This is a genomic window from Ancylobacter amanitiformis (genome assembly GCF_030814815.1).
GTDB lineage: Bacteria > Pseudomonadota > Alphaproteobacteria > Rhizobiales > Xanthobacteraceae > Ancylobacter > Ancylobacter amanitiformis.
In genome coordinates this window covers 1-18,734 of the sequence record NZ_JAUSVR010000018.1, presented here as the reverse complement: position 1 = coordinate 18,734, position 18,734 = coordinate 1, and the positions used below count along the sequence as shown (strand labels likewise).

Below are 18,734 nucleotides of genomic sequence, written 5' to 3'. Positions count from 1 at the left end.
CCAGTTGCTCTTGGCCGGAGATGGATATGTTTCCCTGGAGTGCCATCGAGATCGTCCGCTCCGTCAACGATGGAACCCGCGATCCGCGCGAGGCCGTCGAGCATGCGCTCACGGCCATCGCCGCCGGCAATGAAGCGCTCAACGCCATCGTCGATTTCGATCCGGCGGAGGTCGAGCCCCAGCTTGCCGAGCTCGCGCGGCGGCTTGCCGCCGGCGAACGTCCACCGCTTGCCGGAGTGCCGGTGGCGACCAAGGATCATATCCGCATCGCCGGCAAGCGGGTCACACTGGGCTCGTTGATGTTCCGCGACTTCGTGCCGGAGCACGACGATGTCGCCATCGAGCGCTTGCGCGCCGCCGGCGCGATCTTCGTCGGCTCGACCAACATGTCCGAGTTCGGCTGCACGGGGCATACCTCGAACCTCGTCTACGGCACCACCCGGCATCCGCAGGACCCCCGCCTGACCCCGGGCGGCTCCTCGGGGGGCGCCGCCGCGGCGCTGGGGGCGGGCTTCGTACCTCTGGCGCTGGGCAGCGACGGGGCCGGTTCCGGGCGGCGCCCCGCGGCCCATTGCGGTGTCGTGGGCTTCAAGCCGTCGACCGGCGCCATCGCGACGCCTCGCATCCTCTCGCCGACCGAGGTGCTGGCGCCGATGGCGGCGCGTGTCGACGACGTCACTCTGTTCTTCAACGTGCTTGCCGGTTCGCACCCGGAGGATCCCGGCTCGGTAGATCTGCCCGCGGACGATGGGCGCCCAGTGCGCGCCTTGCGCATTGCCTACAGCCCGCGCTTCGGGCTCGACGTGCCGGTCGATCCCGATGTCGCCACCGCCATCGAGGCCGCCGTGGAAAAGCTGCGCGCCGCCGGCCTGTCGATCGAGCAATCCGATCCGCTGTGGCCGGAGGGCGCGAGCGAAGCCGGCATCGCGCCGATCCAGCAGGCAGGCCTTGCGGCCGGATGGGGCGATGCCTGGCGTGTCGATCCGACCCGCTTCTCGCCCGCCATTGCCGCCCAGATCGAGCGCGGTCTGGCTCTCGATGGTCTCGCTCTCGCCCGCGCCTATGGGCTGAGCCAGGCAATCGCCGGCGCGGCGGCACGCTTCTTTGCACGCGGGTATGATTTGCTGATCGGCCCGACAACGCCGTGCGTTGCCTGGCCGCATGAGCACTTCGCTCCCCGCGAGATTGACAGAGTAAGAGTTGGCGATCGCGGGCATGCGGTTTTCACGCCGTTCTTCAATCACGCCTTCTGCCCGGCACTTTCCCTACCCGCGGGTCGCGGCCGGAACGATTTGCCGGTAGGTCTGCAGATCGCGGGCCGGCGCCTTTCCGACCGCCAGTTGCTGCGCGCCGCCGCATTCATGGAAGACACCCTGAGCGACCGCCAGAAATAGTGAGAGCGCACATAGATGAGCTGGATCGACTCATCGGCCCTTCGCCGTCTCGAGCAACTCACCATCGAAGTGAGCCAACAGCCGATGACGAGATGAGTGTGGAGGCTGTCGGTCTTATGGTTTCAATCGAGCGGACACCCAATCGCCCGACAAATGCGATGGCGGAAGGAATCAAGCTCGCGCCATAGTGCGCGGGAAAATCATGATGCGTGCGTAACCGAGAGCGGATCCCTGGGCCGTAATCGAGGGTGCACCACGGCTTGCTGCCTGGACCTTCGATGCCGTTTGCTCGCTCTTCAAGGCACGATGCATCATTGCCACCGCGACAGTGTCAGAAAGCCGATCGCGGCGACCATCAATACGCTCAGGCAGAAGAAACCGTTCCAGCGCAGCCCCACCGTGAAAGGGGGCTGGCCGGTTGCCGAGCAAGCGATGGAGAGCGTCGACGTGGCGGGCGAGACCAACAGACCGAGCCCCCAACCGATGAGAGCAGAGAGGATAAGCATCGGCTCCGGGATCACCAGACCCGCAGAAACCGTCGCTTTGACGATGATCGTGGAGCTTATGATCGGATTCAGCCCCAGCAACGAAGTCAGCAAGATCAACAGCGAAATGCTGCAGGCAAGCAACGCGCCCTCCAAGCCAAGGAGGAGCACGAACCCGCGAACCGCCTGCTCCGGCACCATCGCGCCGATCATGAGGCCGAGATAGCCCGCCGAAGCGATGATCGCGATCTCGTTTACCGCAGAGGGCAAGGCCTGGAATGTCAGCCCGCCCAAGCCCTGCAGGGAGCGGCGCGCCGATCTCTCGCCCACTGGCCCGTGGGCCGTGAGATGCCAGCCGGCGGCGACCAGGGGAATGACCACCAGAATTGTGCCCCGGAGAGGCATGCCGGTCACGCACTGCAGCAAGGCCGCCGCCCCGATGATACCCGCCAGAATGCACAGCAACCCCGCCAGATCCCCGGCGCCGCCGCCCCCGAACGTGCGAGAAGGGCGCGGCGGCGGCCGGTCCGCGGCACGATCGAACAGCCAGCCGATGGCTAGGAAAATGAGCGTCGCCGCCAGGCCGTAGGGCGCAAAGTCGAACCATGTCAGGCCCGGGGTCAATGTCAGCATGAGATTGAGGCCCAGCCCGACAGGCGACCAGAAGAGATTGGCGCAGAAGCCTCGCAGAACGGCGGTGGTGATGCCGCGGACCTGCGTCTCGGCCGCGGGGCCTTCGCCGCGCCGGGAGATCGGGCCGCGCAGCGCGACATCGAGAAGGAGCATCAAGCCGCCGATGTTCAGAAGAACGCCGAAAACCTGCCCGCCGATGGCAAGGAGCCCATAGCGCCGGTTCGGCGGCTGGTCGACGATGAAACGCCCCGCCTCCCTCACCATCTCGCTGTCCCTCGCGACGATGCGCAGCGGCACGAGAACGGTGATGAGCGCCGGCAGATAGACGGCCTGTCGTGCCATCAGCACGAAAGCGTCCATCGAGCCGCCGGACAGGATGTACAGCCCTGTTACGAGCATGGCTGCGGCCAGCATGCCCCGGGCCGAGACCGCCGTTCCCCCGAAGGTCAACAGGATGTAGGCGCCGATCAAGCCGATGGAGGCCAAGGGCCAGAGACGCGAAGGCGCGGCGGTCGCCACGCACGCGGCTACGGCGGCCACGAGCAGACACATGCCCGACAGCACTCTCATATTCATAAGGGCACGCACTTCTCGCTGGAAAAAGGACCCACCCAGGCGCTCAGGCTCGGCGGCGTGGTGCTCGCATGGGCCGGTCTCCTACGGATCGAGGCTTGCGCTAATGCTCTCCGCCCCAGTGGCGAGCCGCCCGCACCGGCTGTTCAAGTCCGTCCACCGCCACCATGCGCCCGTTCACCCAGTTGGCGCGCGCCGAGGCCAGAAACACCACGACATCGGCCACCTCCTGCGGCGCGCCGAGACGCCCCATGGGGAACGCCTCTTCGACATAAGCGTCGAATGCCTCGCGATGGGCATCGCGATAGGTCGCCCATCCGCTTCCTTCCTCAAGAATGGCGCCGGGCGCGACCGTGTTCACCCGAACGCCATGTTTCTGGAATTCGAGAGCCCAGCGTTCGGTGTCGAAGATCAGTGCGGCCTTTGATCCGCCGTACTGGCCGCTGCTGGCAAGTTGCGGTACCCAGCCGGAAATCGACGCGATGTTGACGATGGCGGCCGCGCGGTGCCGCATATGCGGCACGGCGAGGCGCATCAGGCGGACGGTCTGGACCACGTTCATCTCGAAGGTGCGGCGCCAGTGGTCGTCGGTGCTGTTTTCGATCAGGCGACCACCGACCGCACCGCCAACATTGTTGACGAGCACGTCGATCGCGTCATGGCGTTCGACCACCGTGCCGATCAGCCGCGCCGCATCGTCCGGATCCGTCACGTCGCAGGCCACCGACAGAACCGAGGCTGCCGTCTCCGGAAGACGGTGCGCGGCGGCGCGCAGTCTCTCCTGCGTGCGGCCGACCAGCACCACATGCGCCCCTTCGCGGGCGAATTCGCAGGCCGTCGCCAGGCCGATGCCGGCGCTCGAACCGGTCACGACGACCACCTTGTCTTTCAGCAGCAAATCCATGGCGGGTCTTGGCGCCTCATTCGCCGACTGCGGCACGGGCGCACGCGCCGCCGTGCCGGAGTTCCTCGTGCAGATAGGTTTCAAAGGTCCCGGAAATCAGCTCGATATCCGCGTCTTGCATCGGTGTGGACAGGCACATCATGCCGCTCGTTTGCATCAGAAGCCCCCCCGCGGCGAAGTGCGCGACGAGGCGTTGGATGGCGCCGCGCTGTGCCGGCGTCTCGACCGACTGGCGATAGTCGGTGGGTGCCGCGCCCTTGGCGTGTACCCGCAGCAGCGAGGCGGCGCCGGTGATGGAGAAGGGCAGGCCGCTCGCCGCGATCGCGATCCGCAACGCGTCCCTCAGCCGGTCGCCCATTGCCTCCAGGCGCGCGAAGGCGGACGGCGTCAGGGCCTGCATGTTGGCGTGGCCGGCCGTCATCGATATCGGATTTGCCGAGAAGGTGCCGCCCTGCGGCACGAGCGCGGGACCGCCGCGCCGCGCGAACACTTCCATGACGTCGGCCCGTCCGCCGATGGCGCCGATCGGGAAGCCGCCGCCGATGATCTTGCCGAGCGCCCAGAGATCGGGCTTCAGGCCCAGCTGCGCCGATAACCCGCTATAGCCCTGGCGAAAGTTCAATACCTCGTCGGCGATGATCAGGATGCCGTTGCGCCGCGCGGCGGCCTGCATGACGGTGAGGAAATCCGGCGTGGCCCCGATGAGACCCAGTCGGCTCGGCATCGGATCGATGACAATGGCGGCAAGGTGCGCGGCGTGACGCTCGATCAGCCGCTTCGCCGCCGGCGCATCGTTTATTCGCAAGGTAACCACCTCGTTCACGACGCTGTCGGGCATGCCGCGATAATAGGGCACGCTGGCGGGTTGTGCATCGCTCCCCCAGTTCGCTGGTCCGCTGGTCTGGCTCACCTCGATCCAGTCATACGCGCCGTGATAGGCCCCTTCGATCTTGGCGATACCGCTGCGGCCGGTGATGGCCCGGGCCGCCTTCACGGCGAACATGACGGCTTCGGTGCCGGTATTCACAAAGCGCAGCCGATCCATGCCCGCAATGCGAGCGCATAGCAGCTCCGCCAGAGCGAGTTCGCTCTCCGTCGGATTAGCGAAGCAACTCCCCTTGCGGAGTTGTCGCGTCACCGCCTCGACGACGGGCGGGAAGGCGTGGCCGTTGATCAGCGAGGTGAAATTGCCGTGCAGATCGAGGAAGCGCCGTCCATCGAGATCCTCGACCCAAGCGCCCTCTCCACGTTCGATATAGACGGGGCAGGGATCCTTCTCGATGGTCACGCGCGCGGTCCCATCCGGAAACACGCGCTGGCCGCGCTGGAAGGCACGAAGCGACTGCGCGGTATCGTGACGGCTCACGACAGGCTCCTTGTCTCTGCGGACGCAATTCGGCTGGGGAAGAGGCGTGCCGCGAAATCGGGAACGGCGGCCGGATCTTCCGGCCAATAGCGGGGCCGCTTGCGGAACGGGAAATATCCGGGCACGTAATTGGTCATGCCCGGCGTGTCGACCGACACGCACGGACCAAAGGAGCGGAAGGCCGGTTCGAAATGAAAGCCGGACTTGCAGACAACCACGTCATAGGCCGCCGGGTCCTCGCCGTGACTTAGAAAGGCCTGCGGATCCTGGCTGAGACCCGGCCGGCTGGTCGCCAGAACGGTCAGCCGGCCGCACTGCAGCACCGCGGTCGGCCCCATGTCGGCCGGCTCGCCGGCCAGGAACGGGCCGGCCTGCACGAAACGACCCTCCCCCAGCGCCTTGACCCGCCAGCGCCCGGCCACCGGCATTTCCCCCGGCGTCAGCGCACCGCCCAGCATCAGGTCCAGATCGGCGCCGACACCCGCCTTCCGCGCCGCATGGACCGCGTCGGGATCGGTGACGGGCGCCAGAATACGAAGGTCCGGCCGGCACGCCCGCGCCGTGGCGATGATATGGGTGCCGTCGCCGATGCCGCCGCCGAGGACGCGATCTCCATGATCGCCGAGGATGACCGGCCGGCCGGCCTGCGGCACCAGCCCGGCGATCACCGGTTCCAGCGCGGGACGGTCCACCCCGAAACGGTCGCGACGCGCCCACACCGCGCGCGCCAGGGCCTCGACGGCCGCCTGCGCCGCCGGAGCCCTGTCGTCGCACGCGACGGCGGTGATGCACTGCCCGGCTTCGGCGGCATCGAGAAAGGCGTAGGTGTTGTAAAAGGACATGTCCGCAAGGTGCTCGGACCGCTCCAGCGCACGGCGCATCGCGTGCAATTCCGCCAGCGGGCCGCGTTCGGTGGCGAGCTGACCCAGCAGAAGAGCGGGCAGCCAGATCGCGCATGCCACCGGTTTCAGGGCGCCGGACAGCGTGTCGAGCAGCAACTGGGCCGCCCGTTCGCCGGTTTCCGAACAGTCGACATGCGGGTTTTTCTTATAGCCCACCCAGAGCGGCGTGGCGTCCAGCATGGCCCGAGTCATCGAGGCGTGCATGTCGAGCGCGACGGCGATGGGGACGCGAGGTCCGACGAGCCGTCGCAGGGCCTGCACCAGATCTCCCTCCGCATCCTCGATCTCGGTCGTGGCCATCGCGCCGTGCAGGTCGAGGAAGATGGCGTCCGGCCGGGTCGCAGCCACCGCATCGAGCAACTGGGTCCGGAGCGCGAGATAGTCCTCATGCACGGCAAGCCCGCCCGGTGGCGCGACGGCCGAAAGGCCGGGCAGGATATGGGCGCCGCCGGCCCGCAGCCGCCGCGAGCCGCCGGCAAGGGCGGTATCGGAGGTTTCCAGTCTCTCGATGAGGGCGGGACCGCGCGTGACGACGAAATCGGCAAGCGCCGTGTGGCGAGGCGTGAAGCTGTGCGCCTCGAGGAACAGGCCGCCGACAAGGATGCGGGGAGCGTGCATATCTGGTGTGCCCGGGACGTGGAAAAGCGCCATCGACGCCGCCCAGTCATCGCGATCGCTCTGCCTGAAGTCAATGAATATTTTTCATCAAACTAAATTTTTTTCAGTTGTTTGCGTAACGTCTCTCCCGCTATGACACGCCGGACGGGTGCCGCAACCCTTCGCCAGATCTCACGCGTGGGCGCTCAGACACCCCCGCGCCGGGCGGCCGCATCCGCCGGGACCACCGGGGCGGCGCCGCATGCCGATAGAGCACAGGAGAACTGTCCGCCATGCCCACCGCGCACCCGGTCCCCATCGGCGAGCCGGCCGTCCCTGGCGACGAGCTGGCGCAGCTGTTCCTCCGGGCCGGCCTCACCGTGCCGGACCTGATGATGGCGGATCTCCAAGCGAGCTTCGCCGCCTTGCGGCGGCAGCTCGCATTGCTTCATGCCCCCTGTCCGCCGGAGCTGCCGCCGCTCTATCTCGGTTCTCCCCTGCGCCCGGTGCGCCGTGACCTCTGAGCTGCACGCACTGTCCATCGCCGAACTGGGCAGCGGCCTGCGCGCGCGGCGCTTCACGGCGGAGCAACTGGCGCGCCACCAGCTCGCGCGCATCGCAGCCCATGACGGCACGTTGGCGGCCTTCGTGCGGGTCTGCGGCGAACGGGCGCTGCGCGAGGCGCGCGCGGCCGACCGGGACTTCGCCGGCGGCGTGGATCGCGGCCCGTTGCAGGGAATTCCATATGCGGTGAAGGATCTGTTCGACAGCGCCGGCATGCCGACTGGCTGCAATTCCAGGTTGCGCTCAAACCATATCGCCCGGGAGGACAGCGCCGCCGTGGCGCGCATGAGCGATGGCGGCGCGGTCCTGCTCGGCAAGCTGCAACTGCAGGAATTCGCCACCGGCGGCATGGGGCCGGATTCCCCGAACCCGCCAAGCCGCAACCCGTGGCACCCCGGCCATGCCACCGGCGGCTCCTCCTCGGGCGCCGGCGTCGCGGTGAGCGCGGGTTTCGTCCGGATCGCCCTCGCGACGGACACCGGCGGCTCGATCCGCCAGCCGGCGGCCTATTGCGGCGCCGTCGGGCTGAAGCCCACCTATGGCCGGGTGAGCCGGCGGGGCGTCTTCCCGCTGTCCCATTCGATGGACCATTGCGGGCCGATCACCCGCAGTGTCGAGGACGCGGCGCTGGCGCTGCAGGTTCTCGCCGGCTTCGACCCGCACGACCCGGCCAGCGCCGATGTGCCGGCCGCCGACTACGCCGCACCGCTGCGGGCGGGAGTCGCGGGGCTGCGCATCGGCGTGCCACCGGGGCATATGGGGCTTGAGCCGCGGTTCGATCCGGCCGTCGCCGCCAGTCTCGCCCAGGCGACCAATGCGCTGGCGCGCGGCGGCGCCGTGGTGAGCCGCGTCGCGCTGCCGGACTATGACGCATTCTATGCGAGCGGCATGGCCATCATGCTGGCCGAGGCCTATTGCGTGCATCAGTCGGACCTTCAGGCGCATCTTCCGCTCTATGCGGCAAAGACCGCCGAGCGTCTGCTGCTGGGCGCGGCCGTCACGGGCGCCGACCTCGTCCAGGCCTTCCGGGTGCGGCGCCGCCTGACCGAGGCTCTCGACACCATCTTCGACGGCGTCGACGCGATCCTGACCGCGAGCGCCATCCATGGCGCCCCGCCGCTCGACGGCGGCGACAACATGCTGGCGGTACCGTTCCAGATTCCCGCTCTTCCCTTCAATCTCACCGGCCATCCCGCCCTTCATGTGCCGACCGGCAGGGATGGGCGCGGGCTGCCGATCGGCGTCCAGCTCATTGGCCCGCGTTTCTCCGAGGCGACGCTGCTGCGGATTGCCGCGGTCCTGGAGGCGGCGAGCGGCTGGAAGGAAATCCCGCTCCCCGCGCTCACCGCGGTGTGAAATTCCGTCACGTTTCTCAAATTATTTGAGCCAACCGACGGCGACCGGTATGGTCCGGACCGAACAGGACATCTCGGCAAGGGGCAATCGTGGCAAGACAGGCAAAGGCGGGGCAACCGGTAGCGCCGGAAGGAGGGCCCGCCCCCTCGCCGACCAGCGGGATGCTGGTGTCCAATCTCGGCGCGCTCATCCGCCGCGAACGCCAGAAGCGCGACATGACCATGGTGGAACTGTGCCAGGTCGCCGCCATCTCGCCGGCGTTCCTCTCGCTGGTGGAGCGCGGCAAGTCCACGCCATCACTGGGCACGCTGGGCGGCATTGCCAAGGCGCTCGGCCTGTCGACCTCCTCGTTCCTGCAGATCGGCCTACCGCCCGATTCGGTGACGCGGGAGGGGAGCCGTCCCGAATTCGCGATCCACGATTCGCCGGTCCGCTATGAGCGCATGTCCACCGTGTTCTCGGGGCAGATGCTCAACGCGGTGATCATGCACATCCCCGCCGGTTACAGATCCAAGACCATCACCAATATCGGCGAGGAGTGGATCTACATCCTCAAGGGCGAATTGCTGCAGGTCGTTGACGATACATCCGTGCTGCTGCGGCCGGGCGACACCTGCCATTTCCGCGGCGACAGCCCCCATTCCTATATGAACAAGGGACGCGTCCCCGCCAGGATCATCTGGGTCGGCACGGTCTCGCTGTTCGGCGACCTTCCCGCCGCCGCCGATTGAGCGAGTGGCCTGCCGGACGTCCCTCAGCAGCCGCGTGAGGCCCCGGCAGCGTAAAGCTCGCGGGCGTAGGGACTGGCGAGCTCGCCCGTCTTGAAGCGCGTGACCTCGGCGATCTCGACGATCCGGCCTTTCTGCATCACCGCGAGCCGGTCGCAGAGGAAGGACACCACGGGCAGGTTGTGCGTCACCATCAGATAGGTGAGGCCCTGTTCGCGGCGCAGCCGTTTCAGCAGGTTGAGAATTTCCGCCTGCACCGAAACATCGAGCGCCGAGGTCGGCTCGTCCAGAAGCAGGATGCGCGGCTCCGGCATGAGCGCGCGGGCGATCGCCACGCGCTGGCGCTGGCCGCCGGAGAGCTGATGGGGAAAGCGGAAGCGCAGGCGCGCGTCGAGCCCGACCGCCGCCATCGTCGTCTCGACGCGCCGCCCGTCATCGGGGATGCCGTGGATCGCCAGGGGTTCCGAGAGCGCGTCGTCCACGGTCTTGCGCGGATGCAGCGAAGCGTAGGGATCCTGGAACACCAGCTGGCATTGCCGCGCACAGCGGCGGTCGATCCGGTGGCTGCGCGGCACCCCCTCGACGGCGATGGCGCCAGTCCAGTTCGTCGCCAGCCCGGTGATCGCCTTCAGCACCGTGGACTTGCCGGAGCCGCTCTCGCCCACCAGCGCGACGCTCTCGCCCTCGGCGATATCAAGCGTGAGGTCGTGCACGACCTTCGTCGCGCCGTAGAAGATATCGAGATTGCGCAGGGAGATGGCGGTCATGGCGTGGTCCATGCGCGGCGATCGAGCACGGGCAACTCGTCGCGGGTTTCATCGATGTGCGGCATGGCGGCCAGAAGGCCGCGCGTGTAGGGGTGGCGCGCGTCGGCGAGCGCGTCGGCCCGGCATTCTTCCACCACCTCGCCCCGGTACATGACGAGAATACGCTCACAGTAGCTCGCGACCATGTTGAGGTCATGGCTGATGAGGATCAGCCCCATGCCCTTGCTGGTGATCTGCTCGTTGATGATGTCGAGCACCTGGGCCTGCACCGAGCCGTCCAGCGCCGAGGTCGGCTCGTCGGCGATGAGGACATCGGGCTGCGGGATCAGCATCATCGCGATCATCACCCGCTGGCCCATGCCTCCCGATACCTCGTGGGGATAGAGCGCGGCGACGCGGTCGGGGTCGTCGATGCGCACCGCCTCGAGCATGGCGACCACGCGGGAATGCAGATCGACGCGCGACACGCGCTCATGGGTGAGCACCGCCTCCGCGATCTGAGCGCCGATGGTCATCACAGGATTGAGGGAGAATTTCGGGTCCTGCATCACCATGGAGATGCGGGCACCCCGGATCAGCCGCATGCGGCGTGGGCTCTGGGCCAGCAGGTCGATGCCATCGAAGTGCAGCCGGTCGGCCGTCACCCGCCCCGGCGGGCGCACCAGCCTGAGGATGGCACGGCCTGTCATCGACTTGCCCGAGCCGCTTTCGCCGACAATGCCCAGCCGCTCGCGCCCGAGCGCGAAGGACAGGCCGCGCACCACATCGACGGGCCCCGTCGAGGTGGGAAAGGTGACGCGCAGGTTCTCGATATCGAGGAGCGGGGCGGTCATGGCTTGCCTGCCTGTTTGGGATCCAGCACGTCACGCAGGCCGTCGCCGAGAAAGCAGAAGCCGAGCCCGACGGTGACGATCGCGAGGCCGGGCATGGTCGAGACCCACCACTGGTCGAGGATGAAGTTGCGGCCGCGCGAGATCATGGCGCCCCATTCCGGCAGGGGCGGCTGGGCGCCGAGGCCGATGAAGCCGAGGCCGGCGGCAGTGAGGATGATGCCGGCCATGTCGAGCGTGACGCGGATGATCATCGACGACGCGCAGAGCGGCAGGATGTGGCGCAGGATCACGCGCGTCGCGGAGGCTCCCTGCAATCGGATCGCCGAAATGAACTCGCTATGGCGGATGGTCAGTGTCTCCGCGCGGGCGATCCGGGCATAGCTCGGCCATGTGGCGATGGCGATCGCGATGATGGCGTTCTGGATGCCTGGACCGAGCGCGGCCACGAAGGCCAGCGCCAGGATCAGCTTGGGCATGGACAGGAAGATGTCGGTGACGCCCATCAGGATGCGGTCGCACCAGCCGCCGAAATAGCCGGCGACCGCGCCGACCACGAGGCCGAGCGGCGCGGCGATGATCGCCACCAGCAGCACGATCGTCAGTGTGATCCGCGAACCGAACACGGTACGCGACCAGATGTCCCGGCCGAGCTCGTCCGTGCCCATCCAGTGCGCGGCACTCGGCGGCAGCAGCCGCCGCGCGAGATCCTGCGCGACCGGATCATAGGTCGCGATCAGCGGCGCGGCCAAGGCCGAGACCAGCAGCAGCGCGACGATGATGAGACCGATGACGGCGAGCGGATTGCGCGTGAGGGCGAGCGCGACGCGGGCATGGCGGCCCAGCCGCGCCTGCAGCCGGGACGTCGGCGTTTCGTCGAGGAGCCAGTGAAGCAGGGTGGCCAAGACGGTTCTCCTAGCGTGCGCGGGGATCGAGGAGGCGGTAGAGCAGGTCGGACATCTTGTTGATGCCGATGAAGATCGCTCCGACCACCAGCGTCGACCCGAGGACGGCGTTCATGTCAGCGTTGAGAAGAGCGGTGGTGAGGTAGTTGCCGATGCCCGGCCACGCGAAGATGGTTTCGATCATCACCGAGCCTTCCAGCAGGCCGGCATAGGAGAGGCCGACCACGGTGATCAGCGGCACCCGGATCGGCTTGAACGCGTGGCGCCAGATCACCCGCCATTCCGGCACCCCCTTCACGCGGGCGGTGGTGATGAACTCCTGGCTGAGCTGATCCAGCATGAAGGAGCGCGTCATGCGGCCGATATAGGCGAGGCTGAAGAAACCGAGCACCGCCGCGGGAAGCAGGATGTGGGAAAGCGCGTTGCCAAATACCTCGATGTCGCCGGCAAGCAGGCTGTCGATCAGCAGCAGGCCGGTCCTCGGCTCCACCGCGCCGTCGAAATAGACATCGATGCGCCCGGGCCCGCTGACCCAGCGGTAATGGGCATAGAAGACGGCGAGGCCCACCAGGCCCAGCCAGAAGGCCGGCACGGCATAGCCGAGCAGGCCGACCACGCGGATGAGCTGGTCCGTCAGTGACCCTTGCCGGCTGGCAGCCAGAACGCCCATCGGCACGCCGAGCAGGACACCGATGAGGATTCCCAGCGTCGCCACCTCGAGAGTTGCCGGGAACACCCGCCGCAGGTCGGCTGCCACGGTATTGCCGGTCGATACCGACAGGCCGAGGTCGCCGCGCGCGACATGGCCGACATAAGCGGCGAACTGGACGAGCAGCGGGCGGTCCAGCCCCATCTCGGCACGTGCCTTCTCATAGACGGCCAGGGGCGCGCGATCGCCGACGACGGCCACGACCGGATCGATCGGCACCACGCGGCCGATCACGAAGGTAATGGCCAGAAGCCCCAGAAATGTCAGCGCGAGAGCAACGAGAACGCTGCCGAGATCGATCGCGGCGGCGCGGGCGCCGCGCCGGAGCGCCGCCGGGGACCGACGCGGGGCGTGGGGAGGTTCGGTCTGTGGATCCTGGCTCAAGCGGACAGATTCCTCTCTCAGGACGCGGCGCATGGGACGACGTTCTGTTACTGAAAAAACATCTTGTATCATACATATTTTTTTGTAGGATTTAAAAAATTTTAGTGACCCGAGCGGTATGGCTCCGCTGTCACACGACATAACTTCCAGTAAAAAAGGGAACAATATGAGCCTCTTACGAGCCCTTCTCATTGCCGGGGCGATGGCCCTTCCGGCCAGCTTGCCGACCGGTCTGTCAGTGGCGCTGGCAGCGACGCCGCCAAGTGTGCTGGTTGTCGCCCAGAACATCGACGACATCGTCGCCATCGACCCGGCACAGTCGTTCGAGTACTCCTCGGGCGAGTATGTGGCGCAGGTCTATGACCGTCTCATCCAGTATGATGCGGAAGACACCAGCAAGCTGGTCGGCGCCCTGGCCTCCGATTGGACGATCGACGAGGCGGCGAAGACGATCACCTTCACGCTGCGCAAGGGCGTCACCTTCCATTCCGGCAATCCGCTGCGTCCCGAGGATGTCCTTTATTCGTTCAAGCGCGTCGTCGCGCTCAACAAGGTGCCATCCTTCATCCTCACCCAGCTCGGCTGGACCCCTGAGACCATCGACGCGATGGTGACAGCCGACGGCCCCGACAAGGTGGTCGTGCGCTACACCGGCGACTTCTCCTCCGGCTTCGCCCTGAATGCGCTGGCGGCCCGCCCGGGTTCCATCATCGACGCCAAGACCGTGCAGCAGCATGAGGTGAATGGAGATTTCGGCAATGGCTGGCTCAATGCCAACTCGGCCGGTACCGGGGCCTTCAAGCTGAGGACCTATCGCCCCGGCGACATCCTCGTGCTCGACGCCAACCCGGCCTATTTCCGCGGCGCGCCGATCATGAAGCAGGTGCTCATCCGTCATGTCGCCGAAGCCGCGACCCAGCAATTGCTGCTGAAGTCGGGTGATGTGGACATGGCGAAGAACCTGACCCCCGATCAGATCGCCGGGCTCGGCGCCAGCGCCAAGGTTGTCGCCTATCCGCAGGCATCGGTACACTTCCTGTCCTTCAACCAGAAGACCGCGGCGCTGACCCCGCCGGCCGTATGGGAGGCCGCACGCTATCTCGTCGACTACGAGGGCATGACGTCGACCTTTCTGAAGGGTCAGATGCAGGTCTATCAGAGCTTCAACCCGAAGGGCTTTCCCGGAGCGCTGGAGGCGACGCCGTACCATTACGATGTGGAGAAGGCCAAGAAGATCCTCGCGGAGGCCGGCATCAAGACGCCGATCAAGGTCACACTCGACGTGATCAACTCCTCGCCCTTCACCGACATCGCGCAGTCGCTTCAGGCTTCCTTCGCCAAGGCGGGTATCGAGTTCGACATCCTTCCCGGCACCGGCAGCCAGGTGATCACCAAGTACCGCGCCCGCGCGCATCAGGCGATGCTGCTCTACTGGGGTCCCGACTTCATGGACCCGCACTCCAACGCCCAGGCCTTCGCCTTCAACGACAACAACGCCGACGACCACTACCAGTCGACCACGACGTGGCGGAACGCCTGGAAGGTGCCGCCGGAGCTGAACGCGGAAACCAAGGCCGCGCTGGCCGAGCCCGACCCGGCCCGGCGCAACGCTCTGTATGTCGATCTCCAGGCCAAGGTTCAGGCGCGCTCGCCCATCGTGGTCATGTTCCAGGCGGAGAGCCAGATCGCCATGAACCCGAAAGTCACCGGCTACGTGAACGGTGCCCTGTCGGACTTCGTCTTCTACCGGCTGGTCGACAAGAAGTAAGCCGAGCCGTCCTGCTGCCCGGCAACATTCTCCGGGCAGCAGGCGCGCCGCAACGGACGTCGCGGCGGGCCGAGGGTCGCCCTGTGGTTCGGCTCCGTGCGCGCGCGCCCCATCCGATCCCCCCCTTTTTCGGAGACATTGCCATGAGCGGGCCAACTATCCGCACCGCGCGCCCCGAGGACGCCGCCGACCTCGCCGCGATCTATGCGTTCGAGGACGTGGTCGCCTACACGACCCAGCTGCCGCATCGCGACACGCGCTTCTGGCAGGATTTCTACAAGACCCGTGATCCGGAGAATGTGGAGCTGGTTGCCGTGCTCGAGGGCCGCGTCGTCGGCCATCTCGGCATGCTGCTGAACCGCGCGCCCCGCCGCAAGCATGTCGGCACGTTCGGCCTGTGCGTGCACCCCGACGTCCACGGTCGTGGGATCGGCAGCGCCCTGATGACGGAGATGCTCAACATGGCCGACAACTGGCTGAACCTGTTGCGGCTGGAACTGGGCGTCGCTTCCGACAACGCGCGCGCCATCGCCCTCTATGAGCGCTTCGGCTTCACCCGGGAGCGCGAATCCCGCTTCGACCTGTTCACCCGAGGCCGCTTCGCCAGCACCACCCACATGGCCCGCTTCCATCCGGCCGGGGCGCAAATGCTGCAGCTCGCCTAGCCATGCGCCCACGCGCCGCGCCGTGCCAAGCGAACGGAAACGGGAACGAGCCTAGATGATGTACACGCCTCAGCCGGCGGCCGGGCACGCAACCGCCACGGTGAAGCTCTATTCCGACACGCTCACCCTGCCCTCCCCGGCGATGAAGCGTGCCATGTTCGAGGCGGAACTCGGTGACGAGCAGGCCGGCCTCGACCCGACGGTGAACGCGCTGTGTGCCCGTGTCGCGGCCCTGCTGGGAAAGCCGAGCGCCATGTTCCTGCCGAGCGGCACGATGTGCAACCAGATCGCCATGCTGGTGCACGCCCGGCCCGGCGACGCCATCCTCGCCCACAAGGACTCCCACATCATCGCCCATGAAGCGGGAGCCGCCGCGGCGCTGGGGGGTGGCTTGGTGACCGGCCTGGCCGGTGAGGCCGGGCAATTCGGCCCGGACGACATCCGGGCCGCGCTGCGGGCGGCCAGCCGCTACGCGCCGGAACCGCGCCTGCTCGTCGTCGAGCAGACCGCGCATCTGGGCGGGGGATCGGTCTGGGCGCTCGACCGCCTGCGCGCGGCGGCCGACGAGGCGCGCGGCCATGGCATGGCCACCTACATGGACGGCGCCCGGCTGATGAACGCCGTGGTGGCCAGCGGCGTCGGCGCGCGGGATATGGCATCACAGGTCGACAGCGTGTCGCTGTGTTTTTCCAAGGGGCTTGGCGCCCCTTTCGGCGCCGTGCTGGCCGGATCGCCCGATTTCATCGATCGCGCCTGGCGCTGGAAGCAGCGGCTGGGCGGCGCCATGCGACAGGTGGGCATGTATGCCGCCGCCTGCCTCTTCGCCCTCGACCACAATGTCGATCGCCTCGCCGAGGATCATCGCCACGCGACCCGGCTGGCCGAGGGGCTCTCGTCGCTGCCGGGATTGCGCATCACCCCGCCGCAGACCAACATCGTGCTGTTCGATACCCTCGCAACAGGCATCACGTCCTTTGAACTGCGCGATCGTCTGGCGATGCATGGTGTGTCCATAACAGCCATGGACCGCTATCTGGGGCGCGCCGTCACTCACCTTCATGTCGACACCGACGCGATCGAGCGGGCCATCGCCGCCTTCCAGGATGTCCTCGTCGCCTAGGTGTTCAGTCCCGGCATTTGATGGATTGGATCGAGGATGAATGGTGAGGATCTGAAGTCCAGCATTTGCAGATGAACTCGTAGGGCGTCAGGCCTTTTATGGTCTTTAGACGGCGGCCGAAATTATAGGCATTTACGAAGTCATGGAGGTGCCTGCCGAGCTGTGCGTGGTTATCGTAGTGGTAGCGTTTGACGGTGGCGTCCTTGATGGTCCGGTTCATCCGCTCCACCTGCCCGTTCGTCGGGGAAATGGTCCACCGGACCATTTCCTGATCCTCCTCACTGCAGGGATGATTGATCTTGGTGAACCGGTGCTCGATGCCATTCTCACGGCAGCGCATCGCGAACATGTGGGTGATGTAACGGGCGGTCGGGCCGTTGGCGTAGCGCGGGGCAAAGCGGAACTGGATGCCGCTATCGGTCAGGATCGTGTGAGCCCTGTAGGGAACAGCCGCGATCAGGGCGACCAGGAAGGCCGAGGCCGTCTCCCTGTTTGCACTCTCCACCAACTGCACGAAGGCGAATTTTTTTGTCCGATCAATGGCGACAAACAGATAGAGCTTGCCTTCAGCCGTCTGGACCTCAGCGATGTCGATGTGGAAGAAGCCCGCTATCGGCGATGCTGCGCATCGCCTGTCGGGCAGGGGATCGGGTAGGACTTGAACCTTTTCTTCGGCTCCTTGTCGCCCTCGATCTCGGGCAGCCGGCTGATGCCATGCCGTTGCAGGCATCGGTGCAGCGACGAGCGCGTCAGATGCCGGATTGTCGCCTGCAGGGCATAGAGGCAGTCATCGAGCGGCAGCAGCGTATGGCGCCGGAAGACGACGATGATGGCCTCCTCCTCCGCCAAAAGGACCGTCGACTTTGGCTCTCTTGGGCCGGTCGGCAGATCGGCGACAGAGGCCCGCCCCTTCCACTTCGCGACCGTCTTCTGGTTCGGCGGGAAAACGATTCACCGGATCGTTTTCTTGCCCGCCTCACTCCCGTAGCGCTTCGCCAGAGCCCTCAGGCTCTCTTGACTATGTTGTATCGCCCGACGGACCGCCGCTGTCGTCGTGGCGCTCCCGTGGTGAACCTGGCCCATAGCGCATCCTTCCAACTCAACAAAAAGACTGCACCATCAAATGCCGGGATCAAACAATTCGCCAGCGTTGGCAGGCCGACGCTCGGCGTCTGGTACGGGAGAATGAGCGCGGCGCCTACTATCAGGCACAGCGTCTGGCGGCACGGGCGCGGGCTGAGGGCCTCGGCGGCGAGTTCGTGCACTGGTCCAAGGTCGCGGCGGAGGTGGCGCGGATATCGCCGCGCGCGGAGATGAATTTCGTAACCGTACAGGTGATCGTTGACGAAGGCTGCTGCGAAGCGGCAGGACGTAGGCGGCGTCGCGCCGGAAGACGGCGCGACAGGGACCATCAGGGAAGGCGCGGCAGCGGCGCCCCCGGCGAGACGTCTCGTTCTGGAGACGGCAGCGACCAACGGGAAGCAGCCCAATCCCGTTCTTCTGCGATGTCTCCTGGTCCGGTTCCGGATCTCCGTCGATCAACCCGCTGGCGGGGTCGGCTACGCAAAGCGTGCCGCCGCTGCGGCTTCGCCTACGCGGTGATCGCGACCGGCCCCGGCCCATTTGGGGGAGCCATCGAGCGGGAATTGCCCCGCTCCCCGATGGAGCCTTCATCATGTCGAACGACCTTTCCCTCGCCCAGAACGCCGCCTTGCAGCTCTCCCGCACCCTGATGGTCCCGGTCTCCCTGTTCGAGGTCGACGGCGCCTACGGCGTCCTGCCGGCCGACGAGCTCGACGGCGACGATGTAACCGTGCTTTTTGAGTACGATCCGTTCTCGGGTGGGCGGTGACGTTGCCCCCTATTTGCCCTCGTTCATAACTGGACTCTGTTCTCGCTGTGGTCCGTTTTGGACCGGGTTGCAAACTCGTTTGGGGTGAGGCCGCCAAGGCTCGTATGCGGCCGGTGTGTGTTTCGGCGTGCAAGTTTGGCTCTGACGCAGATTTGGTGGTGTGGTGCTATGCCGGCGCGACGAGGCGAGCCTCCAGCAGGTCGAGTTTGCCGCGACCGTACATCTGGCGCTT

16 protein-coding genes and 1 pseudogene are annotated in these 18,734 nt (G+C 66.7%); 8 read left to right on the top strand and 9 right to left on the bottom strand.

The genetic code is table 11. From position 1 onward, the window contains the following. Window positions 1-26 precede the first annotated feature (26 nt). On the top strand, window positions 27-1,394 hold the full coding sequence (locus QOZ99_RS18920; protein WP_306891552.1) for an amidase: 1,368 nt from the start codon (window positions 27-29) through the stop codon (window positions 1,392-1,394). Window positions 1,395-1,705: 311 nt separating this feature from the next. Here the strand turns inward: QOZ99_RS18920 and QOZ99_RS18915 are convergent, their stop codons facing one another. The 4 genes from QOZ99_RS18915 to QOZ99_RS18900 all read right to left on the bottom strand — a co-directional run bounded on the left by QOZ99_RS18915 (window position 1,706) and on the right by QOZ99_RS18900 (window position 6,875). Next, window positions 1,706-3,064 carry a hypothetical protein gene (locus QOZ99_RS18915; protein WP_306891551.1) on the bottom strand — a complete coding sequence of 453 codons (1,359 nt, stop codon included), beginning with the start codon at window positions 3,062-3,064 and terminating at the stop codon, window positions 1,706-1,708. Between the two features lie 124 nt (window positions 3,065-3,188). After that, window positions 3,189-3,989: an SDR family NAD(P)-dependent oxidoreductase gene (locus tag QOZ99_RS18910; protein WP_306891550.1), complete on the bottom strand. Its 801-nt coding sequence runs from the start codon at window positions 3,987-3,989 to the stop codon at window positions 3,189-3,191. A 16-nt stretch (window positions 3,990-4,005) separates the two neighbouring features. Then, a complete protein-coding gene (locus tag QOZ99_RS18905; RefSeq protein ID WP_306891549.1) occupies window positions 4,006-5,355 on the bottom strand; it encodes an aspartate aminotransferase family protein in 1,350 nt (449 codons plus the stop codon). Further along, entirely contained in the window at window positions 5,352-6,875 is a 1,524-nt protein-coding gene (locus QOZ99_RS18900; RefSeq protein ID WP_306891548.1) for a M81 family metallopeptidase, read from the bottom strand. The genes QOZ99_RS18905 and QOZ99_RS18900 overlap by 4 nt, the downstream gene beginning before the upstream one ends. Window positions 6,876-7,147: 272 nt before the next feature. Here QOZ99_RS18900 and QOZ99_RS18895 point away from each other — a divergent pair, with 272 nt between their 5' ends. The 3 genes from QOZ99_RS18895 to QOZ99_RS18885 all read left to right on the top strand — a co-directional run bounded on the left by QOZ99_RS18895 (window position 7,148) and on the right by QOZ99_RS18885 (window position 9,505). Next, on the top strand, window positions 7,148-7,378 hold the full coding sequence (locus tag QOZ99_RS18895; protein ID WP_183191715.1) for a hypothetical protein: 231 nt from the start codon (window positions 7,148-7,150) through the stop codon (window positions 7,376-7,378). Beyond that, window positions 7,368-8,774: an amidase gene (locus QOZ99_RS18890; RefSeq protein WP_306891547.1), complete on the top strand. Its 1,407-nt coding sequence runs from the start codon at window positions 7,368-7,370 to the stop codon at window positions 8,772-8,774. The genes QOZ99_RS18895 and QOZ99_RS18890 overlap by 11 nt, the downstream gene beginning before the upstream one ends. Before the next feature lie 161 nt (window positions 8,775-8,935). Next, window positions 8,936-9,505, top strand: a complete 570-nt coding sequence (locus QOZ99_RS18885) for a helix-turn-helix domain-containing protein (RefSeq protein ID WP_306891546.1) — start codon at window positions 8,936-8,938, stop codon at window positions 9,503-9,505. 23 nt (window positions 9,506-9,528) lie between these two features. Here the strand turns inward: QOZ99_RS18885 and QOZ99_RS18880 are convergent, their stop codons facing one another. From QOZ99_RS18880 to QOZ99_RS18865, 4 genes are read right to left on the bottom strand one after another with little or no spacing between them, the layout of a single operon-like run. Then, the gene (locus tag QOZ99_RS18880; RefSeq protein ID WP_306891545.1) at window positions 9,529-10,269 is read right to left on the bottom strand and encodes an ABC transporter ATP-binding protein; all 741 of its coding nucleotides are present in this window, start codon (window positions 10,267-10,269) and stop codon (window positions 9,529-9,531) included. Beyond that, window positions 10,266-11,102 (bottom strand): ABC transporter ATP-binding protein, encoded by an 837-nt coding sequence (locus QOZ99_RS18875; RefSeq protein WP_306891544.1) that lies wholly within the window; start codon window positions 11,100-11,102, stop codon window positions 10,266-10,268. The genes QOZ99_RS18880 and QOZ99_RS18875 overlap by 4 nt, the downstream gene beginning before the upstream one ends. Next, window positions 11,099-12,004 carry an ABC transporter permease gene (locus QOZ99_RS18870; protein WP_306891543.1) on the bottom strand — a complete coding sequence of 302 codons (906 nt, stop codon included), beginning with the start codon at window positions 12,002-12,004 and terminating at the stop codon, window positions 11,099-11,101. The genes QOZ99_RS18875 and QOZ99_RS18870 overlap by 4 nt, the downstream gene beginning before the upstream one ends. Before the next feature lie 10 nt (window positions 12,005-12,014). Then, complete coding sequence (locus QOZ99_RS18865; protein WP_370876892.1) at window positions 12,015-13,097, bottom strand: ABC transporter permease; 1,083 nt, start codon at window positions 13,095-13,097, stop codon at window positions 12,015-12,017. A gap of 166 nt (window positions 13,098-13,263) precedes the next feature. Here QOZ99_RS18865 and QOZ99_RS18860 point away from each other — a divergent pair, with 166 nt between their 5' ends. The 3 genes from QOZ99_RS18860 (at window position 13,264) to QOZ99_RS18850 (ending at window position 16,650) form a co-directional block, all read left to right on the top strand. Further along, window positions 13,264-14,865 (top strand): ABC transporter substrate-binding protein, encoded by a 1,602-nt coding sequence (locus tag QOZ99_RS18860; RefSeq protein ID WP_306891542.1) that lies wholly within the window; start codon window positions 13,264-13,266, stop codon window positions 14,863-14,865. 143 nt (window positions 14,866-15,008) lie between these two features. Then, complete coding sequence (locus QOZ99_RS18855) at window positions 15,009-15,530, top strand: GNAT family N-acetyltransferase (protein WP_183191728.1); 522 nt, start codon at window positions 15,009-15,011, stop codon at window positions 15,528-15,530. 55 nt (window positions 15,531-15,585) lie between these two features. Next, entirely contained in the window at window positions 15,586-16,650 is a 1,065-nt protein-coding gene (locus QOZ99_RS18850; protein ID WP_306891541.1) for a threonine aldolase family protein, read from the top strand. Here the strand turns inward: QOZ99_RS18850 and QOZ99_RS18845 are convergent. Further along, window positions 16,647-17,733, bottom strand: a pseudogene (locus QOZ99_RS18845) (DDE-type integrase/transposase/recombinase). The gene QOZ99_RS18850 and the pseudogene QOZ99_RS18845 sit on opposite strands and share 4 nt — an antisense overlap. Before the next feature lie 592 nt (window positions 17,734-18,325). Here QOZ99_RS18845 and QOZ99_RS18840 point away from each other — a divergent pair. Then, window positions 18,326-18,502, top strand: coding sequence for a hypothetical protein (locus tag QOZ99_RS18840; RefSeq protein WP_306891540.1), 177 nt, complete (start codon window positions 18,326-18,328; stop codon window positions 18,500-18,502). Window positions 18,503-18,734 lie beyond the last annotated feature (232 nt).

Coding starts and splice junctions, on each gene's coding strand:
- QOZ99_RS18915 (WP_306891551.1), bottom strand. CDS start 3,064: ATGTGTCTGCTCGTGGCCGCCGTAGCCGCGTGCGTGGCGACCGCCGCG.
- QOZ99_RS18860 (WP_306891542.1), top strand. CDS start 13,264: ATGAGCCTCTTACGAGCCCTTCTCATTGCCGGGGCGATGGCCCTTCCG.
- QOZ99_RS18920 (WP_306891552.1), top strand. CDS start 27: ATGTTTCCCTGGAGTGCCATCGAGATCGTCCGCTCCGTCAACGATGGA.
- QOZ99_RS18900 (WP_306891548.1), bottom strand. CDS start 6,875: ATGCACGCTCCCCGCATCCTTGTCGGCGGCCTGTTCCTCGAGGCGCAC.
- QOZ99_RS18895 (WP_183191715.1), top strand. CDS start 7,148: ATGCCCACCGCGCACCCGGTCCCCATCGGCGAGCCGGCCGTCCCTGGC.
- QOZ99_RS18850 (WP_306891541.1), top strand. CDS start 15,586: ATGATGTACACGCCTCAGCCGGCGGCCGGGCACGCAACCGCCACGGTG.
- QOZ99_RS18840 (WP_306891540.1), top strand. CDS start 18,326: ATGTCGAACGACCTTTCCCTCGCCCAGAACGCCGCCTTGCAGCTCTCC.
- QOZ99_RS18910 (WP_306891550.1), bottom strand. CDS start 3,989: ATGGATTTGCTGCTGAAAGACAAGGTGGTCGTCGTGACCGGTTCGAGC.
- QOZ99_RS18855 (WP_183191728.1), top strand. CDS start 15,009: ATGAGCGGGCCAACTATCCGCACCGCGCGCCCCGAGGACGCCGCCGAC.
- QOZ99_RS18875 (WP_306891544.1), bottom strand. CDS start 11,102: ATGACCGCCCCGCTCCTCGATATCGAGAACCTGCGCGTCACCTTTCCC.
- QOZ99_RS18885 (WP_306891546.1), top strand. CDS start 8,936: ATGCTGGTGTCCAATCTCGGCGCGCTCATCCGCCGCGAACGCCAGAAG.
- QOZ99_RS18880 (WP_306891545.1), bottom strand. CDS start 10,269: ATGACCGCCATCTCCCTGCGCAATCTCGATATCTTCTACGGCGCGACG.